The sequence below is a fragment of the Sorangium sp. So ce394 genome (assembly GCF_051474665.1).
GTDB classification, from domain to species: Bacteria; Myxococcota_A; Polyangia; order Polyangiales; family Polyangiaceae; genus Sorangium; species Sorangium cellulosum_D.
On record NZ_CP150339.1, the window covers coordinates 11,616,871 to 11,638,907 of the forward strand.

General features: G+C 72.4%; 20 protein-coding genes. 10 read left to right on the plus strand and 10 right to left on the minus strand.

The features are described from left to right. Positions 1-128 precede the first annotated feature (128 nt). Positions 129-743 (plus strand): AAA family ATPase, encoded by a 615-nt coding sequence (locus WMF33_RS42965; RefSeq protein ID WP_437334014.1) that lies wholly within the window; start codon positions 129-131, stop codon positions 741-743. Next, complete coding sequence (locus WMF33_RS42970) at positions 659-1,828, plus strand: PD-(D/E)XK nuclease domain-containing protein (RefSeq protein ID WP_437339572.1); 1,170 nt, start codon at positions 659-661, stop codon at positions 1,826-1,828. The genes WMF33_RS42965 and WMF33_RS42970 overlap by 85 nt, the downstream gene beginning before the upstream one ends. Here the strand turns inward: WMF33_RS42970 and WMF33_RS42975 are convergent. The 7 genes from WMF33_RS42975 to WMF33_RS43005 form a co-directional block, all read right to left on the minus strand. Beyond that, on the minus strand, positions 1,818-2,519 hold the full coding sequence (locus WMF33_RS42975; RefSeq protein ID WP_437334015.1) for a hypothetical protein: 702 nt from the start codon (positions 2,517-2,519) through the stop codon (positions 1,818-1,820). The genes WMF33_RS42970 and WMF33_RS42975 overlap by 11 nt on opposite strands. A 571-nt stretch (positions 2,520-3,090) precedes the next feature. After that, a complete protein-coding gene (locus WMF33_RS42980) occupies positions 3,091-3,786 on the minus strand; it encodes a hypothetical protein (protein ID WP_437334016.1) in 696 nt (231 codons plus the stop codon). Positions 3,787-3,797: 11 nt separating this feature from the next. After that, complete coding sequence (locus WMF33_RS42985; RefSeq protein WP_437334017.1) at positions 3,798-5,726, minus strand: DUF1585 domain-containing protein; 1,929 nt, start codon at positions 5,724-5,726, stop codon at positions 3,798-3,800. Further along, the gene (locus tag WMF33_RS42990; protein ID WP_437334018.1) at positions 5,723-7,312 is read right to left on the minus strand and encodes an ABC transporter ATP-binding protein; all 1,590 of its coding nucleotides are present in this window, start codon (positions 7,310-7,312) and stop codon (positions 5,723-5,725) included. Before WMF33_RS42990 ends, WMF33_RS42985 begins: the two co-directional genes overlap by 4 nt. Beyond that, on the minus strand, positions 7,309-8,391 hold the full coding sequence (locus WMF33_RS42995; protein ID WP_061621958.1) for an ABC transporter permease: 1,083 nt from the start codon (positions 8,389-8,391) through the stop codon (positions 7,309-7,311). The genes WMF33_RS42990 and WMF33_RS42995 overlap by 4 nt, the downstream gene beginning before the upstream one ends. 9 nt (positions 8,392-8,400) lie before the next feature. Next, the gene (locus tag WMF33_RS43000; RefSeq protein WP_437334019.1) at positions 8,401-9,498 is read right to left on the minus strand and encodes an ABC transporter permease; all 1,098 of its coding nucleotides are present in this window, start codon (positions 9,496-9,498) and stop codon (positions 8,401-8,403) included. Between the two features lie 27 nt (positions 9,499-9,525). After that, the gene (locus WMF33_RS43005) at positions 9,526-10,560 is read right to left on the minus strand and encodes a BMP family lipoprotein (protein ID WP_437334020.1); all 1,035 of its coding nucleotides are present in this window, start codon (positions 10,558-10,560) and stop codon (positions 9,526-9,528) included. Positions 10,561-10,791: 231 nt separating this feature from the next. Here WMF33_RS43005 and WMF33_RS43010 point away from each other — a divergent pair, with 231 nt between their 5' ends. From WMF33_RS43010 to WMF33_RS43030, 5 genes are all read left to right on the plus strand, one after another. Next, positions 10,792-11,475 (plus strand): hypothetical protein, encoded by a 684-nt coding sequence (locus WMF33_RS43010; RefSeq protein WP_437334021.1) that lies wholly within the window; start codon positions 10,792-10,794, stop codon positions 11,473-11,475. Between the two features lie 5 nt (positions 11,476-11,480). Then, the gene (locus WMF33_RS43015; RefSeq protein ID WP_437334022.1) at positions 11,481-12,782 is read left to right on the plus strand and encodes a c-type cytochrome; all 1,302 of its coding nucleotides are present in this window, start codon (positions 11,481-11,483) and stop codon (positions 12,780-12,782) included. 173 nt (positions 12,783-12,955) lie between these two features. After that, the gene (locus tag WMF33_RS43020) at positions 12,956-14,425 is read left to right on the plus strand and encodes a sensor histidine kinase (RefSeq protein WP_437334023.1); all 1,470 of its coding nucleotides are present in this window, start codon (positions 12,956-12,958) and stop codon (positions 14,423-14,425) included. A 14-nt stretch (positions 14,426-14,439) separates the two neighbouring features. Then, complete coding sequence (locus tag WMF33_RS43025) at positions 14,440-14,814, plus strand: response regulator (RefSeq protein WP_437334024.1); 375 nt, start codon at positions 14,440-14,442, stop codon at positions 14,812-14,814. A 118-nt stretch (positions 14,815-14,932) separates the two neighbouring features. Next, complete coding sequence (locus tag WMF33_RS43030) at positions 14,933-15,553, plus strand: DUF1349 domain-containing protein (RefSeq protein WP_437334025.1); 621 nt, start codon at positions 14,933-14,935, stop codon at positions 15,551-15,553. Between the two features lie 27 nt (positions 15,554-15,580). Here WMF33_RS43030 and WMF33_RS43035 read toward each other — a convergent pair whose 3' ends face one another. Beyond that, a complete protein-coding gene (locus tag WMF33_RS43035) occupies positions 15,581-16,174 on the minus strand; it encodes an NAD(P)H-dependent oxidoreductase (protein WP_437334026.1) in 594 nt (197 codons plus the stop codon). 116 nt (positions 16,175-16,290) lie between these two features. Between WMF33_RS43035 and WMF33_RS43040 the strand changes: the two genes are divergently transcribed. Then, positions 16,291-17,172: a LysR family transcriptional regulator gene (locus tag WMF33_RS43040; RefSeq protein WP_437334027.1), complete on the plus strand. Its 882-nt coding sequence runs from the start codon at positions 16,291-16,293 to the stop codon at positions 17,170-17,172. Between the two features lie 57 nt (positions 17,173-17,229). Here WMF33_RS43040 and WMF33_RS43045 read toward each other — a convergent pair whose 3' ends face one another. Continuing rightward, the gene (locus WMF33_RS43045; RefSeq protein WP_437334028.1) at positions 17,230-17,730 is read right to left on the minus strand and encodes a DUF3291 domain-containing protein; all 501 of its coding nucleotides are present in this window, start codon (positions 17,728-17,730) and stop codon (positions 17,230-17,232) included. A 23-nt stretch (positions 17,731-17,753) separates the two neighbouring features. Beyond that, a complete protein-coding gene (locus tag WMF33_RS43050; protein ID WP_437334029.1) occupies positions 17,754-18,227 on the minus strand; it encodes a MarR family winged helix-turn-helix transcriptional regulator in 474 nt (157 codons plus the stop codon). A gap of 196 nt (positions 18,228-18,423) precedes the next feature. Between WMF33_RS43050 and WMF33_RS43055 the strand changes: the two genes are divergently transcribed. Next, positions 18,424-19,590 carry a serine hydrolase domain-containing protein gene (locus WMF33_RS43055; protein ID WP_437334030.1) on the plus strand — a complete coding sequence of 389 codons (1,167 nt, stop codon included), beginning with the start codon at positions 18,424-18,426 and terminating at the stop codon, positions 19,588-19,590. 112 nt (positions 19,591-19,702) lie between these two features. Then, the gene (locus WMF33_RS43060) at positions 19,703-21,952 is read left to right on the plus strand and encodes a hypothetical protein (RefSeq protein WP_437334031.1); all 2,250 of its coding nucleotides are present in this window, start codon (positions 19,703-19,705) and stop codon (positions 21,950-21,952) included. Positions 21,953-22,037: the final 85 nt, after the last annotated feature.

The following is a 22,037-nucleotide window of genomic DNA, read 5'->3' on the forward strand; positions in this document are numbered from 1 at the left end:
CGGGGAGCGTCGGGACGCCAGCGCGCGATCGCCGCGCGCGCTGCGCGGCGGTCTCCGGTCCGAGCTGGTCGCTTGCTCCCCTGCGCGCGCTTCTCCATGCTCCGGATGCCGGCGCGTCGAGCGTTCCCATGATCCAGCACATCCCCATCGGCGTCTCCGATTTCCGCGCTCTGCGCGAGCGCGGGCTCGTCTATGTCGACAAGACGCACCTCATCCAGGAGCTGCTCGATCGCCCGGGGCTCCTCGGGCTCCTGCTCCCGCGGCCGCGCCGGTTCGGCAAGACCCTGAACCTGTCGATGCTCCGGTACTTCTTCGAGCGCCGCGACGAGGACCTGTCGCACCTCTTCGAGGGCCTTTCGATCTGGCGCGCGGGCGAGGCGTACCGGGCGCACTTCCAGCGCTATCCGGTCGTGTTCATGACCTTCCGGGACGTCACGGCGCCGATCTTCGAGGCGTGCTGGAAGGCCATCCAGAAGAAGATCGAGGCGCTGTTCGACGAGCACCGGGCGCTGCTCGACGCGGGCGCGCTCAGCGAGCGGGAGGCGCGCGACTACCGTGCGATCCTCGACGGCACGGCGGACGAGGTGCTCTACCGGGAGCGCTCTGCGACCTGTCCGCGTACCTGCACCGCGCCTACGGCGAGAAGGTCGTCATCCTCATCGATGAGTACGACGAGCCCATCCACGCTGGGTTCGTCGGGGGCTACGCCCGCGAGGTCCTCGACTTCTTCCGTGCCTTCCTGACCGGCGGGATCAAGGACAATCCCCACCTCGCCAGGGCGGTCCTCACGGGCATCCTGCGCGTGGCGAGGGAGAGCATCTTCTCTGGCCTCAACAACATCGGGGTCTACTCGCTCCTCCGCACGGAGTTCTCCACCTGCTTCGGCTTCACCGAGCCCGAGGTGCTCGCGCTCCTCACGGACGGGGATGCGCTCGATCGGCTCGAGAGCGTGCGCCGGGCCTACAACGGGTATGTGTTCGGCGAGACCGTGGTTTACAATCCGTGGTCCGTGCTGAGCTTCCTCGCCAGCGACGACAGGCGCACGCGCAGCTACTGGGTGTCCACCAGCGCGAACGAGCTCATCCGGGATCTCTTGGTGTTTCACGCGCTGGACGTCGAGGACGACATCGCTGTCTTGCTCGAGGGGGGCGCGATCGAGCAGCGGCTCGATGAGAACGTGGCCCTGGACCAGCTGCCGGGCAGCCCGCGAGCGCTCTTTGCCCTGCTCGTATTCTCGGGGTACCTTCGCGCAGAGGCGACCGAAGCCGGAACGACCCATGTGCCGTCCTATCGATTGTCGATCCCGAACGAGGAGGTGCGCGAGGTGTATACCAGCACCTTCCGCGACTGGATGGCGGAGCGGCTGTCCGGGCAAGGCGCGAGCTCGCGCCGGCTGGTACGGGCGCTGCTGGGCGGCGATGCGGCCACGTTCGAGGAGCAGCTCCGGGCGTTCGTGACGAACGTGCTCTCGTACCACGAGGCGCGCCGCCTCGGTCCGGAAGAGGTCTATCACGGGTTCGTCGCGGGCCTGCTCGCCACGCTCGAACCAGACTACGAGGTGCGGTCGAACCGCGAGTCTGGCGAGGGGAGGCCCGATGTGCTGGTGCGGCCCCGGCAGCCGGGCAAGCCCGGGGTCGTGCTGGAGATGAAGGTGGCGCGGGGCGGCCAGACGCTGGAGCAGGCGCTCGACGAGGGAATAGCGCAGATCGCCCGCAGGGATTACACGGCCGAGCTCCGGGCCGCTGGCGCATCTCCGGTGCACGCGCTCGCGGTGGCGTTCAACGGCAAGCAGGTGGCCGTGCGCGAGGCGGCGGGGATCAGCCGATGATCCTGACAGCGATCCTGCTTCGGCTCACGGCTCTTCCCAGCTGTCGCGCTCCGCGCTCCGCGCTCAGCGCGGCATCGAGCTCGTCCCCCAAAAATAGGCGACTGGCGTTCTCCTCGCGCCATCTGTCGATAGCGCGACAGGCAACCGCGGTTGCGGACAGACGGCCCTGGAAGATCTCTCGATAGATAGGGTTGGCGATCTCCAGCACACCGCCCTCCGCTTGGTGTACGAGCCCTAGGTCCATCGCGTACCGCTGGTCACCGTCCGGAACCGCGCCCAGCGACGAGCCGGTGGTGATGGACTCAATTACCGCGCGCACCTGGTCGTCCCGCAGGCGCTTTGCGAGGCTGTCGAGGTGTGTGTCCTGCCGGAGGACGATGGCATCGCGGGCGGCGCGCACGTGCGCGGGCACGAGCGTCACGCTGCGGTCGGGCACGTGCTCGTCCACCATCTCGCGGGCCAGCGCGTTCACCAGCCAGGGCTGCCCGCAGGTGAGCTGGAACGCGAGGTCGACCGCGTCGGGCGCGAAGACCTGCCCGGTGGCGGCCGTGTGCTGCGCGTAAAGCCCCGCCACCTCGTCGCGGGTGAAGTCGCGCAGGAGCACGGATTCCTCCTTCACGTTGAACGGCGAGGCGCCGCCGAGCTGGCCCTCGTCGCCCGCGGTGACCTTGTAGTCCCGGACGTCGCGCATCCCGATGAGCGCAATCGCCCAGGGGAAGCCCAGCGGCCTGCGGCGGTGACGCTGGGTTGCGCTCCTCGGAGCTGCTGGGCACCTTCCCGGGGCTGCTGGGTGCGCTCCTCGGAGCTGCTGGGCACCGTCCCGGAGTTGCTGGGTACGCTCCTCGGGACTGCTGAACGCGCTCGTCGGCGCTGCTGGACACCTTCCCGGAGCTGCTGGATACGCTGCCTGCCGGTACTGGACGGCTGGCGAGCCCGAAGGTGCGCTGGGACATCATTGACGGCTGCTTCATCAGGGTGACCACGCGCAACGGCTTCGTGAAGAACAAGGTGGTCACGCCAGCAGCCCTCCAGAGCGGTTTTTGCGCGGGTTCCATGCAGACGTTCTTCGTCTTCCGTGCTCGTCCTCCGTCTTCCATCCTCCCTCTTCCGTCTCTCGTGCACGTGCGCGTGCGCGCTGACTCCGGGGAATCGCGCACGCGCACGCGCACGCGCACGAAGGACGAGCACGGAAGACGGGGGACGAAGACGGAAGACGGGGGATGAAGGCGAGAGCCGGTGTACCAATCCCAGCCGAAACCGCTCTAATACAGGTGAAACTCCGGGTGCCTCACCAGCCCGTAGCACACCGCCGCCCACCCCGCCTCGCCCGGCGAGAACCGCGACTTCGGCGCGCCCTTCGCGCGGTGCCGCGCGACCGTGCCCCGGTAGAGCGCGAAGAACTTCGCCTCCCGGTCCGGCGGCGCGAGGCGCGCCGGGTAGCTCAGGAACGTCCGGTGCAGCACGTCGAACCGCGGCGCGAACGCCGCCGCGTCGAGGTCCTCCGCCGGGAGATCGAAGGCGAAGATCAGCCGGCGCTCGATCGGCACCGGCGCGCTCGCCTTGAGGTCGTGCTCCAGGGCGCGGTCGCACAGCGCGATCCCGAGCCGCTCGAACGCCGCCATCATGAGCGCGTTGGTCTGCGTGCCGCGCGGGAGATCCAGGCCGTGATCGGGGAGCCCGAGCGCCGTGAGGTAGTCCTCCCAGGCGTCGAAGAGCGCCGCCTTGTCGTCCCCCCGCGCGCGCCGCTCGACCTCGGCCGGCGAGAGGCCGCCGAAGAGCCGGAGATACGTCCTCAGGTACGCCTCGGCCGGGATGAGCCGCAGATCCTGCTTCGGCGTCCGGCTCTGCGCGACCCGCCCCGTCTCCCGGAGCTGCGCCGCGGGCCGCGGCGCCACCGCCTCCGGCGGGGCGCACGCGCCCGCCACCGCGGCCATCCCGGCAAGGGCGAAGGCCCTCACCCCGCCGCGCATCACCGCGCGCCCCCGCCGCCGCGCTCCAGCGCTGGCCGCACGTTGCTCGCGCGCGCGTAGGCCGGCGACCGCACGATCGCCTCGACCAAGGGCCGCATCCGGTAGCCGCGCGACACGAACCGCTCCCGCAGCGCGCGGAGCAGGGCCTCGTCCTCGTCGCGCAGCGGCCGCCCGAGGAACGACTCGGTGACGCGCGCGACCGCGCACGACGCGAACTCCGGCATGCGCGTGAGCTCGGCCGCGGCGCCGGCCGGGCCGCGGTCGGCGTGATCCGGCGAGGCATACGCGCCCCGGAGCACGCCGCGCTCCTTGCTCGAGAAATCAGGATCGTAGAAGCGCCGGCACGATCCGCCCGTCTTGCCCTCCGCGTCCAGCTTGCACACCGGGTTCTCGATCGGAAATCGCGAGGCGGGCAGATAGGTCCACGTCGTCTCCTCGACCCGCGTGAAATACGCGGCGAGCGGCTCCAGCGTCGCATGACAGCTGGAGCAGCCCGGCCGGACCATGAGATCGGGCTCGTCCGACGGCGGGAGCTCCGCGTGCTCGGCCGCGAAGCTCTTGCACAAGAACGCGCTGTAGAGCGCCGCCGCGCGCGCGCGGCGCGAGGAGTACTTCGTCAGGAACACCGGCGTCGTGACGATCCCCGCCGCGCGCGGCCCGCGATCGGGGATGTACGTCCACTCCGAGACGTCGTGCGGCGCGACGACCGGCGGCACCGCGCCCGGCAAGAACAGCGGCGCCTCGTCCTCGCGCATCCCGAAGGACTTGTGCAGCGAGCAGCACGCCGCGGGCGCGCTCGATCGATAAAACTGCGCGAGCGGACCGTTGATGAACGTGTAACGCCCGGTGAGGATCTCCCGGAAATCGCGGTCGGCCCGGAAGACGTGCTGCATCAGGTGAATCGCCTCCTGCGACCACCAGAACTTGTTCCAGCCGGAGATCGTGCGCGGCGCCGAGCCGATCGGGCTCTCGATGCCGAGCGGGACGTGGGCGGGCAGCGCGAACGCGCGAGGATCCCTGCCGGAGTTGTCGCCCGGCAAGCAATGCTCGAGGCCGATGCCGCAGCCGCAATCGACGCTCATCGCGAAGGCGAGCGCGCTCCGGCACGAGATCGGCTCACCCCGGTGCTCCATGGCATAGCGATCCTCGGGCATCGGCGGGCGAACGCGCCCCGCGGGCAGCGGAGCCCCCTTGGGCAACGGGGGAATGCCGCTCGCATGGATGCGGCCGACCTCGGCGGTCTGCGCCTCTTCCTTGCAGACCCGGACCTCGACCGCCGGCGTCTTGCCGTCGGGCTCGACCAGGAGCTGCGGCAGCGGGACATAGGCGCTGTCCGGGTCCTTCCACCCGGCGCCGTAGCGCTGCGTCGGCGAGATCGAGAGGTAATCGCGGTAAAGCCAGAACGGGCGCACCACCGTGGTCCGCTCGTCGAGGAGCTTCTGGGAGATCGCTTTGGGCGTCCCCGTCAGCGCATGAAAGCTCCCGCGGAGCCCGCTCTCGGCCTCGGAGAAGCAGAACTCGCCGTCGATCACCGGGTTCAGGCGGCGCTGGTTGTAGCGGAAGTAGACGTAGAGCGGCTTGCCGTCCGGGCCGAGCACCTCGGCCCTCCGGAGCGTCGTCTCCGGCGGCGCGAACAGCCCCACCGGGCCGAGCTCCAGCCGCAGGACATCCATGTAAATGCGCGTCAGCCGCTCGACGTACCCCGGGCCGTCGAGGTGGCGCTCGATCCAGGCGTCGCGGTCGAAGCCCGGCGACTCCATCTCCGCGAGCTCCTCGCGCGTCGGGAGCCGACCCTTCAGATCGAGGGAGAGCGCGCGGAAATACCGGTACTGCTCCAGCGTCGGGGCGGCCGCGGACGGCGGCGCGAACAGGGCCGCGGCCGCCGCCGCGAGGACCGCAGCCGCGGCCACTGCGCCGAGCCCCCTCATGCCCCCGCCTCGCCCGCCTCGCCGACGTCCCGCGCCGGCGCCGCCTCGCCATCGCGCGCCGGCGCCGCCTCGCCGGGGAGCGCCCCGGCCATCAGCATCCCGAGCTCCGTCCGCGAGACCGCGCCCGCGTCCCGCGTCGCCACGATCCCGCCCCGGTACATCACCGCGATCCGGTCCGACAGCGCGAGGATCTCGTCGAGCTCCGCCGACACGAGCAGCACCGCCGCCCCCGCGTCGCGCGCCGCCACGATCTCGCGGTGGATGTGCTCGATCGAGCCCACGTCCACGCCGCGCGTCGGCTGGCTCGCCACGAGCAGCTCCACGGGGCGGCTCATCTCGCGGGCGAGGATCACCTTCTGCTGGTTGCCGCCCGAGAGCGCCGAGACCGGCGTCCCCGGGCCGGGCGCGCGTATGTCAAAGGTCTTTATCAATCGCCGCGCGTTCTCCTCGCGGGCGTCGTCGCGGAGCACGCCGCGCGCGGCGAACGGGGGCTTGTGGTACGTGCAGAGCACGAGGTTGTCCGCGATCGCGTACGAGAGCACGAGCCCGTGGCGCTGGCGGTCCTCGGGCACGTGCGAGACGCCGCGCTCGATGAGGTCGCGCGGCGACGCGCCGGTGACGTCGCGGCCCCGGAGGAGCACGCGCCCGGCGCGCGGCGGCGTGAGGCCGGTGACCGCCTCGACGAGCTCGGTCTGGCCGTTGCCCTGCACGCCGGCGATCCCGAGGATCTCGCCGGCGCGCACCGAGAAGCTCACCTCGCGGACCACGTCGGCGCCCGCCCCGCGCCGGCCCGCGACGCCGAGGCGCTCGACCTCGAGCACGACCGCCCCGGGGCTCGCCGGGGCCTTGCTCACCTGGAGCGCCACCTCGCGGCCGACCATCGTCGCCGCCAGGCCGCGCTCGTCGGTCTCGGCCGGGATCGCGGCGCCCACCACCTTGCCGGCGCGCATCACCGTCACCCGGTCCGCGACCGCGAGCACCTCCCGGAGCTTGTGCGTGATGAACAGGACCGAGACCCCCCGCGCCGTCAGCCCCCGCAGCACGCGGAACAGCTCGTCCGCCTCCTGCGGCGTGAGCACGGCCGTGGGCTCGTCGAGGATCAGGATCTCCGCCTTGCGGTAGAGCGCCTTGAGGATCTCCACGCGCTGCTGCACGCCGACCGGGAGGTCCTCGACGCGGGCGTCGGGGTCGACGTCGAGCCCGTGGCGCGCCGAGAGCGCGCGGACCTCGGCGCTCGCGCGCCGGCGGTCGAGCAGGCCGCCGCGCACGAGCTCGGCGCCGAGCACGACGTTCTCGGCGACCGTGAACACCGGGATGAGCATGAAGTGCTGGTGCACCATGCCGATCCCGAGCGCGATCGCGTCGCTCGGCGACCGCAGCGAGACGGGGCGCCCGCCGCGGCGGAGCTCGCCCTCGTCGGGGCGCAACAGCCCGTAAAGGATGTTCATCAGGGTCGATTTGCCGGCCCCGTTCTCCCCGAGCAGGGCGTGGATCTCGCCCTCGCGGAGGTCGAGATCGACCCCGTCGTTCGCCACGACGCCGGAGAACCGCTTGGTGATCCCCCGGGCCTCCAGGACGGCCGTCACCGCCGGCCCTCCGGATCGTAGGGCTGGCCGTCGGCGGCCGGGGGCGTGGTCTTGCCGATGACGCCGGTGAGGATGAGCAGCGTCAGGAGGTACGGCACGAGCCCGACGACCGACGATTGCTGCAGGAACGACCACGACGGCGGGATCTGGTCGCGGAAGAGCTGGAGGTTGATCTGGAACGCCTGCGCCGCGCCGAAGACGAGCGCCGCGGCCCACGCGCCGAAGGGCGTCCAGTCGCCGAAGATCATCGCCGCGAGGGCGATGAAGCCGCGCCCGTTCGTCATCATCGGCTCGAAGGACGGCACCGACTCCAGGGTGAAGTACGCCCCGCCGAGCCCCGCGATCGCGCCGCCGATCACGACGTTGACGTAGCGCACGCGGGCCACGTCGATCCCGACCGTGGCGGCGGCGCGCGGGTGCTCGCCCACGGCGCGCGCGCGCAGGCCCCACCGCGTGCGGAACAGCACGAGGTGCGTCACCCCGACCAGCGCGACGGCGGCGACGGCGATCGGCTGCTGCTCGAACACGGGGCCCACGATCGGGGCGTCCGCGAGGAGCGGGACGTGCAGGCGCGGCAGGACGCCGGGCGCGTGCGGCACCTGGCCGCCGAACGAGCTCCCGGGCCCGAAGAAGAGCTGCCGGTTGAAGAAGCCGGTGAGCCCCACGGCCAGCAAGTTGATCACCGTCCCCGCGAGGATCTGGTCCACGGAGAAGGTCACCGCCAGCACGGCGAGCAGGAGGCCGAGGAGCGCGCCGGTCGCGACCGCGATCGCGACGCCGAGCAGCAGGCTCGGCAGCGGCGGGACGCCGAGGACCGCGCTCGCGTAGATCGACCCGAACCAGCCCGAGAACGCGGCCGCGAGCATCATCCCCTCGATGCCGAGGTTCACGACCCCGCTCCGCTCGCAGAAGACGCCGGAGAGCGCCCCCAGGGTGAGCGGGGTGGCCACGGCGAGGGTCGTGGCCGCCATGCTGGCCACGATCGTCAGCGGCGGCACCTGCGAGGCGCCGACGAGCGCCACGACGCCGACCAGCACGCTCACGACCACCGCGATGAAGGCGTAGCGTCGATGGCCCATCGCCGCCCCCTAGCCGCCCCACCCGCGCGTGAGCACGAGCCGCTCGCGCTCGCCGCGGACCCGGTAGATGCGGCGGACCAGGGTGTCCGCCGCGACGAACAGCAGGATCAGCGCCTGGATGACGGAGATCACGTCGATGGGGATCTGCGTGAGGTACTGCATCCGGGTCGCGCCGCTGCGCATCGCGCTGAACAGCAGGGCGGCGAGCACCGTGCCGCCGGGGTGCGCCTTGCCGAGGAGGGCGATGGCGATCGCGTCGAAGCCGTAGCCCTGCGAGAACCCGAGCTCGTGCCGGTGGTGGAGCGCGCTCACCTCGATGGCGCCGGCCACGCCGGCGAGGGCGCCCGAGAGCGCCATGGTCACGATCACGGTGCGGCCCACGCGCACGCCGGCGTAGCGCGCGGCGTCGGGGCTCTGCCCCGCGGTGCGGATCTCGAAGCCGAACGCCGTCCGCCGCAGCACCCAGCCCACGAGCGCCGCCGCGAGCAGGGCGAGCGGGAAGCCCCAGTGCAGCCGGTAGCCCTCCACGAGCTCGGGGAGGCGCGCGCTCTCGTCGATGAGGGGCGTGCGGGACAGCACGTTGGACGCCGCGGGATCCTTCATGGGGCCGTTCAAGAGGAAGCTCACCGCGTTGAGGGCGACGTAGTTGAGCATGATCGTGCTGATCACCTCGTGTCCGCCGGCGCGCGCCTTGATCCACCCGGGCACCGCGGCCCACAGCCCGCCGGCGAGCGCGCCGAGGAGCAGCGTCAGGGGCACGTGCAGCGCCGCGGGCAGGCCGCCGCCCACGAGCCGCGGCAGCCAGTGGCCGGCCCACGCCGCGGACAGCGCGCCGAGCGCGAGCTGCCCCTCGGCCCCGATGTTGAACAGCCCCCCCTTGAAGGCCAGCGAGACCGACAGGCCGGCCAGGATGTACGGCGTCGCCCACACGAGCGTCTCGCTGACCGCCCGCGGCGACCCGAACGCGCCCTCGAGCAGGCCCGCGTACGCCTCGAGCGGGTTGCCCCCGGCCAGGGCGATGAGGACGCCGCCCAGGACCATCGCGGTGAACACCGAGAGGGCCGGCAGGAGCAGCGGCTCGAAGAGCCGGATCAGCTTCTGTCGCATCCGCGGGAGCCTGGGGCGATCACGGCTTTACTTGGCGTCCTTGGCGGGCGGCACCGTCGTCTTGAGCGTCCCGTCGAGGAGCCCTTTGCGGAGCTCCTCCATCTTCGCCTTCACCTCGGCCGGGACCTTGCCGTCGAGATCGTGATACGGCGCATACCCCGATTTGCCCTGGAAGTTCCCGGACGGCAGGTTGCCTTCCTTGGCCATCTTGATGAGGTCGAAGGCGCCCTCGGTGATGAGCTTGACGGCGCTGGAGAGCAGCACCTTCTGGGCCTCGGGCACCGTGTAGTACTGGTCGGTGTCGACGCCGATCGCGTAGACGCCCTTCGTGGCCGCGCCGAGCAGCGCGCCGTTGCCCGTCTTGCCGCCGCCGCCGAAGACGATGTCGACGCCCTTGTCGATCATCGAGACGGCGGTCGTCTTCCCCCACTCGGGATCGGTGAACGTCTTATCGAAGCCAACGTCGTTGTGGTAAACGACGCTGAGCTCGATATCCGGCTTGACGTGGCGCGCCCCGGCGCGGAAGCCCTCGCCGAAGCGGTAGACGGGCGGGACGGCGTCGGTGGCGAGCACGGCGCCGATCTTGCCGGTCTTGGTCATCATCGCGGCCAGCGCGCCGACGAGGAAGCCGCCGTGATCCTCGGGGAAGACCAGCCCCACCACGTTCGGCTTGGTCGCGGCCTGAAACTGGTCGATGCCGATGAACTTGACGCCCTTGAACCGATCGGCCGCGGCGTGCGTCGCCTCGGTGAGCCCGAAGCCCGACGTGACGACCACGTCGTACTGCTCCTCGGCGAAGGTCGCGATGTTCTTGGGGTAATCCTTGGGATCCGTCGTCTCGATGTACTGCGTCGTGGCGCCGAGCTCCTTCTGCGCCCGCTGGATCGCCTCCCAGGCCGACTGGTTGAACGACTTGTCGTCGATCTTGCCCATGTCCGTCACGAGGCCCACGCAGAACACCTCGGGGCTCGCGCAGTCCGCCTTCTTGTTGCGGGTGCACGCCGGGAGCGCGCTGGCGAGGGCCAGCAGGACCGCGATCGCGAGGCGCCGCTTCTTCAACATGCCGGATCTCCTTGGAAGGCCCGCATTGGACACCGGGCAGCGCACCAAGGCAACCCAGCGTTCGCATCCGCCCACCTTTGCTTACATCGGGCAGCCGGGCTGAGCGTTCGCGCGGCGAAGGTGTCGCGATCGCGGAGCAACTTTTTTTTCTGAGGCGTTGTCACAGTCGATCGGCAGCGCCCGATGAGCGACGGGGCGCGCCGGCGCAGCCTGCCCGAGGAGGTCCTTCCCATGAATGGTCCCGCCGTTCGACTCACGCTTGTTTGTGCTCTCGTCGCGTCCGCCCTGGTTCCTTCGGGGGACGCGGCCGCCTGCGGTGGTGTGGAGATCCTGCCCGCGATCGATCACCGCGTGATGGGGGTCGCTCAGGCCGAGCAGGCCCTGCGCGACGGCCGGATCACCGCGGCCGCCGGGAGCGTGATCCGCATGTTCCCCGAGATCCGGCGGATCTCCCACGACAAGGATCCGCTGCTCAACCGGGCTTTCCGCGTCCTCGCGGTGGCCACCGCGCGCGCGGGCGGCGCGCTCGACGTCCGGCCGGAGGTGCCGCGCGAGCTGCTCGAGACGTGGGGCGGGGCGTCGGCCGAGGAGCGCAAGGCGAACGTCGACTGGTCGATCCGCGCGCTGCGCCGGCTGAACGAGCACCGAAAGGGCGATCCCGCGCTGCAGACCGACCTCGGCGAGGCGCTCGCCCGGTCGCCGGAGCACCGCGGCGAGGCGCTGCAGCTGCTCGGCGGCCTGGCGGAGAAGGACCTCCTGGCGAGCCCCGAGGCGTACGCGGCGCTGGCGCGGCTGCGCGCGCTGTCGGGGGACGCCGCGGGGCACGACGCCGCGGCGAGCCGCTGCGAGGCGATGGCGAAGGACGCGGCCCTGTGCCGGACGAGCCGCGCGATCGACCCGCGCCCGCAGAGCTGACGCCGATGCGCGCCCGTCCGCTGCTCGCCGCGCTGGCCGCGCTCGCCTCGAGCGCCGCCGCGTGCACCTCCGAGGACGCGCGGGGGCCCGAGCCCGCCGCGCCCCTCTCCGCGGGCGGCGGCGCCGCGGAGGCCGCCGCCTCCGCCCCGGCCGCCGCCGCCGCGCAGCCCGCCGTCGTCGCGGCGGCGGCCGGCGATCCGGCGCGCGGGCAGCGGCTCGTCGCCGAGCTCCAGTGCAACCGCTGCCACGACGGGACCGGGCTGGCGCCCGCGCCGCGCGACGCGCACTGCGTCCAGTGCCACCAGGACATCGCGGCGGGGCGGTTCCAGGCGCCTGCCGCGGCGATGAAGCGGTGGAACGAGAACCTGGTGCAGCTGCGCGACGTCCCGTCGCTCGCCGCCGCCGGCGACCGGCTCCGGCGCGACTGGATCCGCGGGTTTTTGCTCGCGCCGCACGACCTGCGCCCGCGCCTGCACGCGACCATGCCGCGGCTCGCGATCGGGCCCGAGCAGGCGAGCGACATCGCGGCCTACCTCACGCGCGATCGCCGCGAGCGGCCGCGCGAGGCGCTCGGCGGCGCGAGCGCGGCCCGGGGGCGCGAGCTCTACGAGGCCAAGGGGTGCGGCACCTGCCACGCCTTCACCGGGGCGGCCGGGCTGACGGCGGTCGCGCCGGTGAGGGCGATGGAGAAGGAGACGCGCGCCGCGGTCGCCCTGGCGCCGGATCTGCGGCACGCGCGCGACCGGATGGAGCCCGCGGATCTCGCCGCGTGGGTGCTCGATCCCGGGGCGATCAAGCCAGGCACGCCGATGCCCCAGGTGCCGATGTCGCCCGCCGAGGCGCGGGACATCGCGGCCTTCGTCGCGACCACGGCGCTCTCGCCGCCGGCGCCGGCGAGCGCGCCCGAGCGGCTGCCGCTGCTCTCGCGCCGGGTGACCTACGCCGAGGTGGACCGCAGGGTGTTTCGCGTCACGTGCAGGCACTGCCACTCCGAGCCCGATTACGCGCTCGGCGACGGCGGGCCCGGGAACACGGGCGGCTTCGGGTTCAAGCCGCGCGGGCTGAACCTCGCGACGTACGAGGGGATCGCGGCGGGCTACGTCGACGATCAGGGCGAGCGGCGGAGCGTCTTCGCCCGCGGGCCGGACGGCGTGCCGCGCCTCGTCGCCGCGCTCGCGGCGCGGCAAGCGGAGGAGGCCGGCCGCGCGGATCCGGCGGTGCGCGGGATGCCGCTCGGACTGCCCGCGCTCGGCCCGGAGGAGATCCAGCTCGTCGAGAGCTGGATCGCGCAGGGGCGGCCGCAATAGCGCGACGGGGCCCGGCGCGGCGGGCGGCCGGGCGCTCGCGAGGACCGCGTCGACGTCGTCGTGGTGCCCACCTTGCTTCCCAGGCGACACCGAGGAGCTGGCCGATGTCTCGGTGGTCTCAACGTGCTCAGCACGCGGGCTCGCCGCCGAGCGGCGGGGGTGACGCGTATCCGATGGGAATGTCCATCGGCAGGCGCCTCTCTCTGCTCGTGCTGAGCGAGCTGCTCCTCGCAGCCCTGGGCATCGTCGTATCCATCGTCGCGTTCAGGCGGCTCTCTGCCGAGACCGCCTACCTGCGTCACTACATCTTCGAGCCGTTCGTCGTCATCAACAGCGGCATCGAGTCGTCGAACGCGCTCTTCGCCCTGCTCGCTCGGCCCTCGGCGAACGTCCCGGAGCAGGCCCGGCGGCCGATCATGGAGCTCCGGTTCTTCATCGATCGGTACCAGCGCGACTGGCTGACGGCGACGTCGACCCTGCCGGAGGCCATCCACCTCCGCGTCGCGCTCGAGCGGGCCGGGAAGCTCAAGCTGCTGGAGGAGGAGCGCGACGCGGCGAACATCGTCGCCTCCGTCGTGGCGAGCCTCGAGCGCACGACCGGGCTCGTCGGCCCGGCGCCGGCCGCACCCTCTGTGCACCGCACCGACGTGGAGGACCTCAGCGCCGCGCTCGTCCGGCTGAACAAGATCAACCTGCGCTACATGGAAGTCGCTTACGTCGCCTACGAGCACAACCGGCAGATCATCTTCCTCGTCTTCCTGGCCGTCGGCCTCGGGGGGGTCACGGCGGCATCGCTCTTCGGCCTCGCCGTGCGCCGCGCGATCGTTCCGCGCATCCGCGGGATGGTGTCCGCCGTCCAGCGCTTTCGCGAGCTCGGCGTCTACGAGCCGCTCGGGAGCCTGGGCGACGACGAGCTCGCCGTGCTCGCGCACACGCTGAACACGAGCTTCAAGACCATCGCCGAGCGCGACAAGGAGCGCGACCGGTTCCTCGCCGTCGCCGCGCACGAGCTGAAGACGCCGCTCACCATCATGAAGGGGTTCTCGCAGGTCGCGCTGGCCCAGCGGAACGACGCGGCCGTCCGCGAGCGCGCCCTCGCGATCATCGATCGCCAGGCGACGCGCCTCGCCCGCCTCGTCCAGGATCTCCTGTGGTCGGCGCGCATGTCCGGGGGCGAGCTCCCCTTCAAGCCCCGAGCGATCGACGTCGAGGACCTCGCGCGCCGCGTGATCGGAGAGTTCGAGCTCGTGGCCAAGGATCACGTCATCCGCCTGGTGCCCCGCGGGGACGCGCACCTCCTGGGCGATCCCGAGCTCCTCGAGGAGGCCCTCTGGAGCCTGCTCGTCCAGGCCGTGGCGGTCGCGATGGAGCGCGATCCGGTGCTGGTCACGATCGACGCCGCCTCGGCCTCGCGCGTGCTCATCACGATCGAGGTCCGGGGCGGGAAGGATCTCCCGGAGGACCTCGAGAAGCTGCTGGAGCCCTTCGCCATCGTCACGTTCGAGGGGCGGCGCGACGAGCCGCGCAGCACGGGCATCGGCCTCCACCTCGTCCAGGGGATCGCCCGGCTGCACGGCGCGAGCTTCCGGATCGAGCGGAGGCCCGGGGATCTCATGGTCTTTTCACTGGAACTCCGACGTTAGCGAGCCGAGGGAACATGCTGCGAAACCGCGTGCTGGTCATCGACGACGACCCCGATTTCCGGGAGCTCGTCGCCCTCAGCCTCGGCGAGTGGGGGCTCCACTGCCTCCAGGTCGCCGACTGTGCTCAGGCGCTCCCGCTGCTCGAGCGCGAGCGCGACCGGCTGCGGGCGGTGCTGTGCGACTACTTCATGCCCGGGCTCCCTCCTTGCCAGTGCGCCAAGGCGATCCGCGAGCGGATCGACCCCGTGGTGCGCGTGGTGCTCGTGAGCGCGGCGGTGGACGTCGCGGAGCTCTCCGCGAAGCTCGGGCTCGCGCGGTTCCTCGCCAAGCCCTTCGATCTCGACGAGCTCCACGACGCGGTGCTCGGCCCGCGCGCGCCCTCGGCGTGAGCGGCGGCGCCGGGCCGCGCAGGAGCGCGCCCGGCGGCGGCGCGCTCCGTGGTAGGCTCCCGGCCCGCGCCCGCGCAGGGGCGGATCTCACGGGGCGCGACGTGTGGAGGCCGGCGTCATGACAGGGCAGCTTCTGGAAGAGGGCTTTACCAGGATCGAAATCGACCCGCGGCTCACGTGGCGCAACCCGCCCTCGCGCTGGGTGGTGGAGCCGGAGCGGGGCGCGCTCGTGGTCGAGCCCGGCGCGAAGACGGACTACTGGCAGCGGACGCACTACGGCTTCCGCACCGACAACGGGCCTTTCCTCTTCACCCGCGCCGGCGGCGACTTCGTGATGACGTGCCATGTGCGGTTCCGGCCGGCGCACCAGTACGATCAGGCGGGGCTCATGGTGCGGATCGCGGAGTCGTGCTGGCTGAAGACGTCGGTGGAGTTCGAGCCGGACGGCCCGAGCCGCCTCGGCGCCGTGGTGACGAACGCGGGCTACAGCGACTGGTCGACCCAGCCGTTCCCCTCGGATCGCCGCGAGGTCTGGCTGCGCGTGCGGCGGGAAGGGTCGGATTACCTCGTCGAGAGCTCGGACGACGGCGGGGCCTGGACGCAGATCCGCATGGCCCACCTGCACGAGGACGACGGCGCGCGCGAGGTCGAGTGCGGCCTCTACGCCTGCAGCCCGGTGGGCGAGGGCTTCGCCGCCGAGTTCGACCTGCTCCGGATCGCGCCGGGGCGCGTCGCGTGAGCCCCCGCGGCGCGGGCGGCGCCGGCGTCATCGCCCGGCGCTGAACCGCCGCGCGTCCCGTTCGCCGATGCGCTCCATGTCCCGGAGCCAGGCCGCGCGTTGCTCGGGGTTCCGGGTGTTCTGGTTGAACAAGGTGGTCTCGCGGACGGGCCCGAAGCCCACGAAGCGCAACGTCGCGTTGACGAACGAGGCATGGACCGAGCGCCGGTGCCAGAAGCGGTACCACCAGCTCGGGCTGTCCATCGTGGTCACGACGCGCGCGCTGCGACCGGCGAGCAGCCCCTCGGGCAGCGGGCTGCGCTTTCGATAGGCGAACGACCAGCCAGGCAAGAAGGTGCGATCGACGAAGCCCTTGACGAGCGCGGGCGGGCCCGCCCACCACGTGGGAAAGAACCAGGCCACGTGGCTCGAGCGCTCGATGGCGGTCCGGGCCTCGAGGAGATCGGGCTCGAGGTCTTGTCGACCGCTGAAGCCGGCGCGCAAGTGCGGATCGAAGGCGAGCGAGCGTAGGGCCAGGTGCTCGACGCTGGCGCCGCCCCTCTGGAGGCCGCTGGCGTAGGCCTGGGCGAGCGCGTCGCTCAAGCTGTCGGGCGCTGGGTGACCGTGGATGATGAGGTGCATGCGTCGATCTTGGACATGCAGCAGCCGCTGGGTAGACGGACCTGGGCAGGCGTGCCATGCGTGGATGCATGGCACGCTCTCGCGCTTCCGCGCCGGCTGGCAGTCCGCCCGCCGACGTGGATTGGGACGATCTGCGCCTCTTCCTCGAGGTGGCGCGCGCGGGCAGCTTCTCGGCCGCCGCCCGCAAGCGCGGGATCGAGCAATCGACGGTGAGCCGGCGCATGGCGACCTTCGAGCGAACGCTCCGGGCGGCCGTGTTCGATCGGCTCCCGGGAGGCTCCATGCTCACCCCGCTCGGCGAGCAGCTCCGCCGCCACGTCGAGTCGATGGAGGCCGGCGCCGACCGGCTCGTGCGCGAGGCCAATGGCCACGAGAGGGAGGTCGAGGGCCTGGTTCGCCTGGCGCTCACCGAGTCGATCGCGGTGCACGGCGTCATTCCGCGCGTGCTCCCGGTGCTCGCCGAGCGGCACCCGCGCGTGTCGCTCCACCTGCTGACCAGCTACGAGGCGGCGGATCTGGGCCATCGCGAGGCCGAGATCGCGGTGCGCTTCTTCCGACCGAGGAGCGGCGATCTTGTGGCCGCGCGCATCGTCACGTTGCCCACGGTGCCTGTCGCCCACCGCAAGCACGCGAAGAAGAGCCGCGACGAGCTCGACTGGATCGGCGTCGACCTGGGCCGCATCCCCGCGGTCGAGGAGGACTACCAGAAGCGGCACGTGCGGAAGGCCCCCAAGGTCGTCGTGAGCAGCTACATCGCTCAGCTCGAGGCCGTGCGCGCGGGCCTCGGCGCCGCCGTCTTGCCGCGCAGCGTGCTCGACCTGGACGACGGCCTGGTGGAGCTCGATCTCGGTCTCCCCGCAGGTCCCGTGCTCGAGCTCTGGCTCGTCACGCCGCGCAGCCTGCGCCACGTGCCGCGCATCGCCGCCGTGTGGGACGCGCTCGAAGAGCAGCTCCAGTTCCTGAACAGCGCGCGACGCGCGCGGGCACGTCCGCGGTGAGCCGGCGTGAGCCCCCGTGGCGCGGCGGCGCCGGCGTCGTCGCCCGGCGCCGGCGGCTCAGCCGGCCGGGCAGCGCGGCGAGTCGTCCGCGGGCGCGGGGACGGCCGCGTCCGGCGCGGGGAACGGGCGGCGGAAGGTGAACGCGTGGGGCGTCGGGCCGTGCCGGCGCAGGTGGTCGAGCCGCTCCTCGGCCTCGGCGACGGTCGGGATGTGCCCGGCCGGGATCCACCACAGCACCGCGATCGCCTCCTTCATCGGGACGAACCATTCCCGGCGACGGCGCAGCACGGCGGCGTGCTCGGGATTGCGGAAGACGAAGTCGGACAGCGCCTCCGCCGATTCCCACACCGACATGTTCACGAGGATCCGGTCGTCGCCGAACGCCCGCACCGCGGTGGCGTCGCCGCCGTAGCCCTGCAGCCGCCACACGAACCCTGGCGCGGCGTCGGCCAGCGCGTTGACCGGGGCGAGCGCCGACACGAAGTCGGCCAGCCGCGCCGAGTCGAGCGGCTCGAGCGGCAAGGCGATGTTGACCTGAGCGAGGTGGTAGGAAGGCATCCGGAGAGGATAGCGCGCGCAGCCTACGGCTGGCGGAGCCGCCGCGAGGACAGGAGCGCGAGGCCCCCGGTGCGCTCCGCGATGCGCTGGAGCGACGCGCGCAGCGCGGCGGCCTGCTCCTCGCCGAGCAGCCCCCGGAGCCGCCGGTTCACCGCGGCCCGCGCGGCGCGCCCCGCCTCGACCGCGGCCCACCCGCGGTCGGTGAGCTCGACGAGCCGGTTGCGCTGATCGTCCTCGGCGACGCGCCGGCGCACGTAGCCGAGCTCCTCCAGCTCCGCCACCGCCTTGGACGCCCCCTGCGCGGTGATGCCGAGCCTCTCCGCGAGCTCCCTCACCTTCACCGGGCCCGGGATGAGGTGCTGGAACACGTACCCGTGGCTCGGCCGGAGATCGCCGTGGCCGGCCCTCTCCACGCGGCGCATCACCTCGTCGCTTGTCGCGGCCGCGACGGCGGCGAAGAGCAGCACGAGGTCCTCGTCCGGCGGCGCGGGCTTCACGGCGGGAGCCTGTACCCCGCAACCAAGGTTGCGCAAATGGAGTTGACGGTCTCGGGCGGCGGCCCTATTCATCAACCACGGTTGCGCAATTCAAGTTGCGCATCTCCGGGGTCGGTGTTCGGGATCGAGCGCCGGGCGGGATCGTCCGCGCGCGTCCGGTCCGTGCGGCTCCGAGGAAAGGAAGAGGGGACGAGCGATGCACCTGGCGATCGAAGGCTCCTGCGACCCCGCGTTCGCGCCCGTGCGCGCGGCGTTCGCCTCGAATTTCGAGCGGTTCCCCGAGCTCGGGGCCGCCGTGAGCGTCGCCGTGCGCGGCCGCGTGGTGGTCGACCTCTGGGCGGGCTTCAGGGACGCGGCGAGGACCGCGCCGTGGGGCGGCGACACGATCGTGAACGTCTTCTCGGCGACGAAGGGCGCGGTCGCGCTGTGCGCCCACGCGCTCGCGGAGCGGCGCGCGCTCGACGTGGACGCGCCGGTCGCCGCCGCCTGGCCGGAGTTCGCCGCGGCCGGCAAGGAGCGCGTCCTCGTGGGCCAGCTGCTCGACCACAGCGCCGGCCTGCCCGCGTTCCGCGCCGAGCCGAAGGAGGGCGCGCTCTACGACTGGGAGGCCATGACCGCGGCCCTCGCCGCGGAGGCGCCGTTCTGGGAGCCGGGCGCCCGGCACGGCTATCACGCCGTCACCTTCGGCTTCCTCGTGGGCGAGGTGATCCGGCGCGCCAGCGGCAAGCGGGTGGGCGCGTTCCTCCGGGAGGCGGTCGCGGGGCCGCTCGACCTCGACTTGCACATCGGCACCGGCGCCGAGCACGACGGGCGGATCGCCGAGGTGCCGCCGACGATCGCGGGCCCTTCGGGCCTGGGCGGCGCGTTCGCCGCGAGCTTCCGCGACCCGGCGTCGCTCACCTCGATGGCCTTCACCCGGCCGCGCGATCTCGTGTCGCCGGGCCTGGTCAACACCGCGCGCGCCAGGCGCGCGGAGATCCCGGCGCTGAACGGCCACGCGAACGCGCGCGCCCTCGCGCGGATGTACGGCGCGCTCGCGAACGGCGGGGCCCTCGCGGGCGCGGCGCGCGTGCTCTCGCCGGAGGGCGTCGAGGCCGCGCTCGCGGAGCGGTCGCGCGGCCCCGACGCCGTGCTCCTCGCGGAGAGCCGGTTCTCGCTCGGCTTCATGCTCCCGAGCGCGCTGCGCCCCTTCGGCCGCGGCCCGCGGACGTTCGGCCACCCTGGCGCGGGCGGCGCGCTCGGCTTCGCCGATCCCGACGCGGGGCTCGGCTTCGGCTACACCCCGAACCAGACGATCGCGAGCGGCGAGGGCGGCGACCCGCGGTGGCCGGCGCTGATCGACGCGGTGTACGCCTGCCTCTGAGCCCCGCCGCGCTCCGGAACGATGAGGCAGCCCCGGGGTCGAGGGCACGTCCCTGGGCGCTGCCTCGGCGATGAATGGCCCGGGAACCGGGGGCATCCATGAGACCATGCACATGAGAGCCAACACGCTTGTCGCGGTATCGTTCGTGGCGCTCCTCGGCTGCTCCGACGCGGGGGGCGATAACCTCGGTGGAGGCGGAGCTGCTCCTGGAGCAACGACGGGCGCGGAGGGCAGCGGTGGTAACCAGGGCGGCTCCGGGGGCGAGGGCGGAGGAGCCGGGGGCGGCCTCGGCGGCTCGGGCGGCGACGGCGGCTCGGGCGGCGACGGCGGCGACGGCGGCCTCGGCGGCGAAGGCGGCAACGGCGGCCTCGGCGGCGAAGGCGGCGAAGGTGGCGGCGTCGCCTCCTTCGGGCCGTGCGGCACGTCATCTCTTTCGCTCGGCGCTCCGGAGGCCTTTCTCGATCTCGGTCACGAGCGCCGCCTGGCCCGGCTCTTCGTCTCCGGAGGCCGCGTCCTGAGCTGGGATTACGAACGCTGGATCCTCTGGGATACGGACAGCGGCGCCGCGATCGCCGGCGGCCGCGCGCCGGGCGGCATCGACCCCGGCGACCCGCTGGCCGGAGAACCGGAGTCCGAGCTGCCGGGCGGCGTGGCCCTCCGCGGAGACGTCGTGCTGGTCCAGACGAACCCACAGCACGCCTTCGAGCTGCGCAGCGCGGTCGACGGCTCCCTCCTGGCCTCCGTGACCGCGGAGTACGACGACGCGGGGCTCGCGACCGACGGAAGCTACGCCTGGACGCGCAACCTGTCCGCCAGGACGATCACCCTCTGGAGCACCGCGGGGGTCGAGCGCTGGTCCGCGGCGGTGAGCCACTATGGCGACGTCCACGCGGAGCCGGACGCGCTGCGCATCGGCCCGGGGATCGCCCCCCTGCAAAACAGCATCGCGGTGCTCCCCGCCGACGGCTCGCCTCCCACGGTCACCCCCGCATTCTCGGGCACATTCCACGCCTGGTTCCAGGACGGCGAGCGCTTCCTCACCACCGCCGGCACCACGGTGCGCGTGTACTCGAAGGCGGCCATCCAGGAGAGCATCGTCAACATGCCGTCGATCAAGCACCTCGCGGGGACGCGCGACTATTTCTGGTCGCTCGCGGACGGCAGACCGGACGACCCGCTCGTGATCTATCGCGTCGGAGGCGGAGCCGTCCCCGTCGCCGAGTACCCTGAAAGGGCCGACTACCGCTACACGTTCGTGCCGACCGAGCGCGCGCTCGCCTTGCTTCGCCAGGGAGAGCCGAGGCTCGACATCATCGATCTCGACGGCGCCGAGGTGAGCCTGAGCGAACACCCGCTGCCGCTGGCCAACAACCGCAGCGTCACCATCGACCAGGACCTCCGCTGGGCGGTCTCGAATGGGCTCGGCGCGATCGCGCATAAGGGCGCCCTCACCGATCCGGAGGGCTCGGGGCTGCTCGGTTGCGGCGCGCTCAGCGCGGTCGCGGGCTCTCCCTCAGGGCACGTGGCCCTCGCGACGGCTTCGGGGAAGACGTTGATCTATGATACGGCCGCGCTCGACGCCCGCCCCTCGGCGATCGCCCCGTTCCACAGCTCGAAGGTGCTGCTCTCGTCGGACGGCAGCCTGCTCGCGGCGCGCGCTGACATCGATTCGTATACGGAGGACCGATCGCTCCGGCTCTTCTCGCTGCCGGACGGCGCGGAGCTCGCCTCGCTCTCGCGCGACGAGGTGGTTCAAGACTTCTCGATGTCCTTCGACGGCAGCACGGTCGGTCGCACCTACCTCATCGACGGCCGCATGACGGAGCGCGTCGTGAGCGACTGGTCGGGCGGCGCGCCGCTCTTCCAGGACACCGGGATCCTTCGGCCGGCGCCGCTCGTCTCCCCCGACGGTCACCACTTCGTCGTCACCGACGCCGTCCCCACGGAGGGCTGCGGGTTCACGCAGCTCTACGAGGACGGCGCGCTCGTCAACGCGGTGCCCGGCTGCGCGATCGGCTGGATCGACGACACCCGCGTGCTCGTCCAGACCTACGTTTTCAACAGCGACCGCATCCGCTGGGAGTACCAAGCCTCGACGATCTACGACGAGCTCGGCAATCCCGTCACCGCGCCGCCGCTGCCGAGGATCCCCATCCGCACCGACCTCAACTTTTCGTCCTCGTACAACGACTACGGGATCCAGCCGGTCTCGGCGACGTTGTTCTACTCGCGCGGCGACGGCGTCCTCTACGACATCGACACAGGGGCGGCGCTCGCGACCTTCCCGGCCTGGCGGAGCGCCCCCGCCGGCGCCTTCATGGTCTATCCGTGCGGCCACGGCGTGTGCGCGGAGACCTACTGAGCAGGCCGCGACGGCGGCGCGTGGATTCGATGGCAAGATCCGGAGCGCGTACCGCCCCGGCGGTCGCTAGCTTCCCTCGTGACGC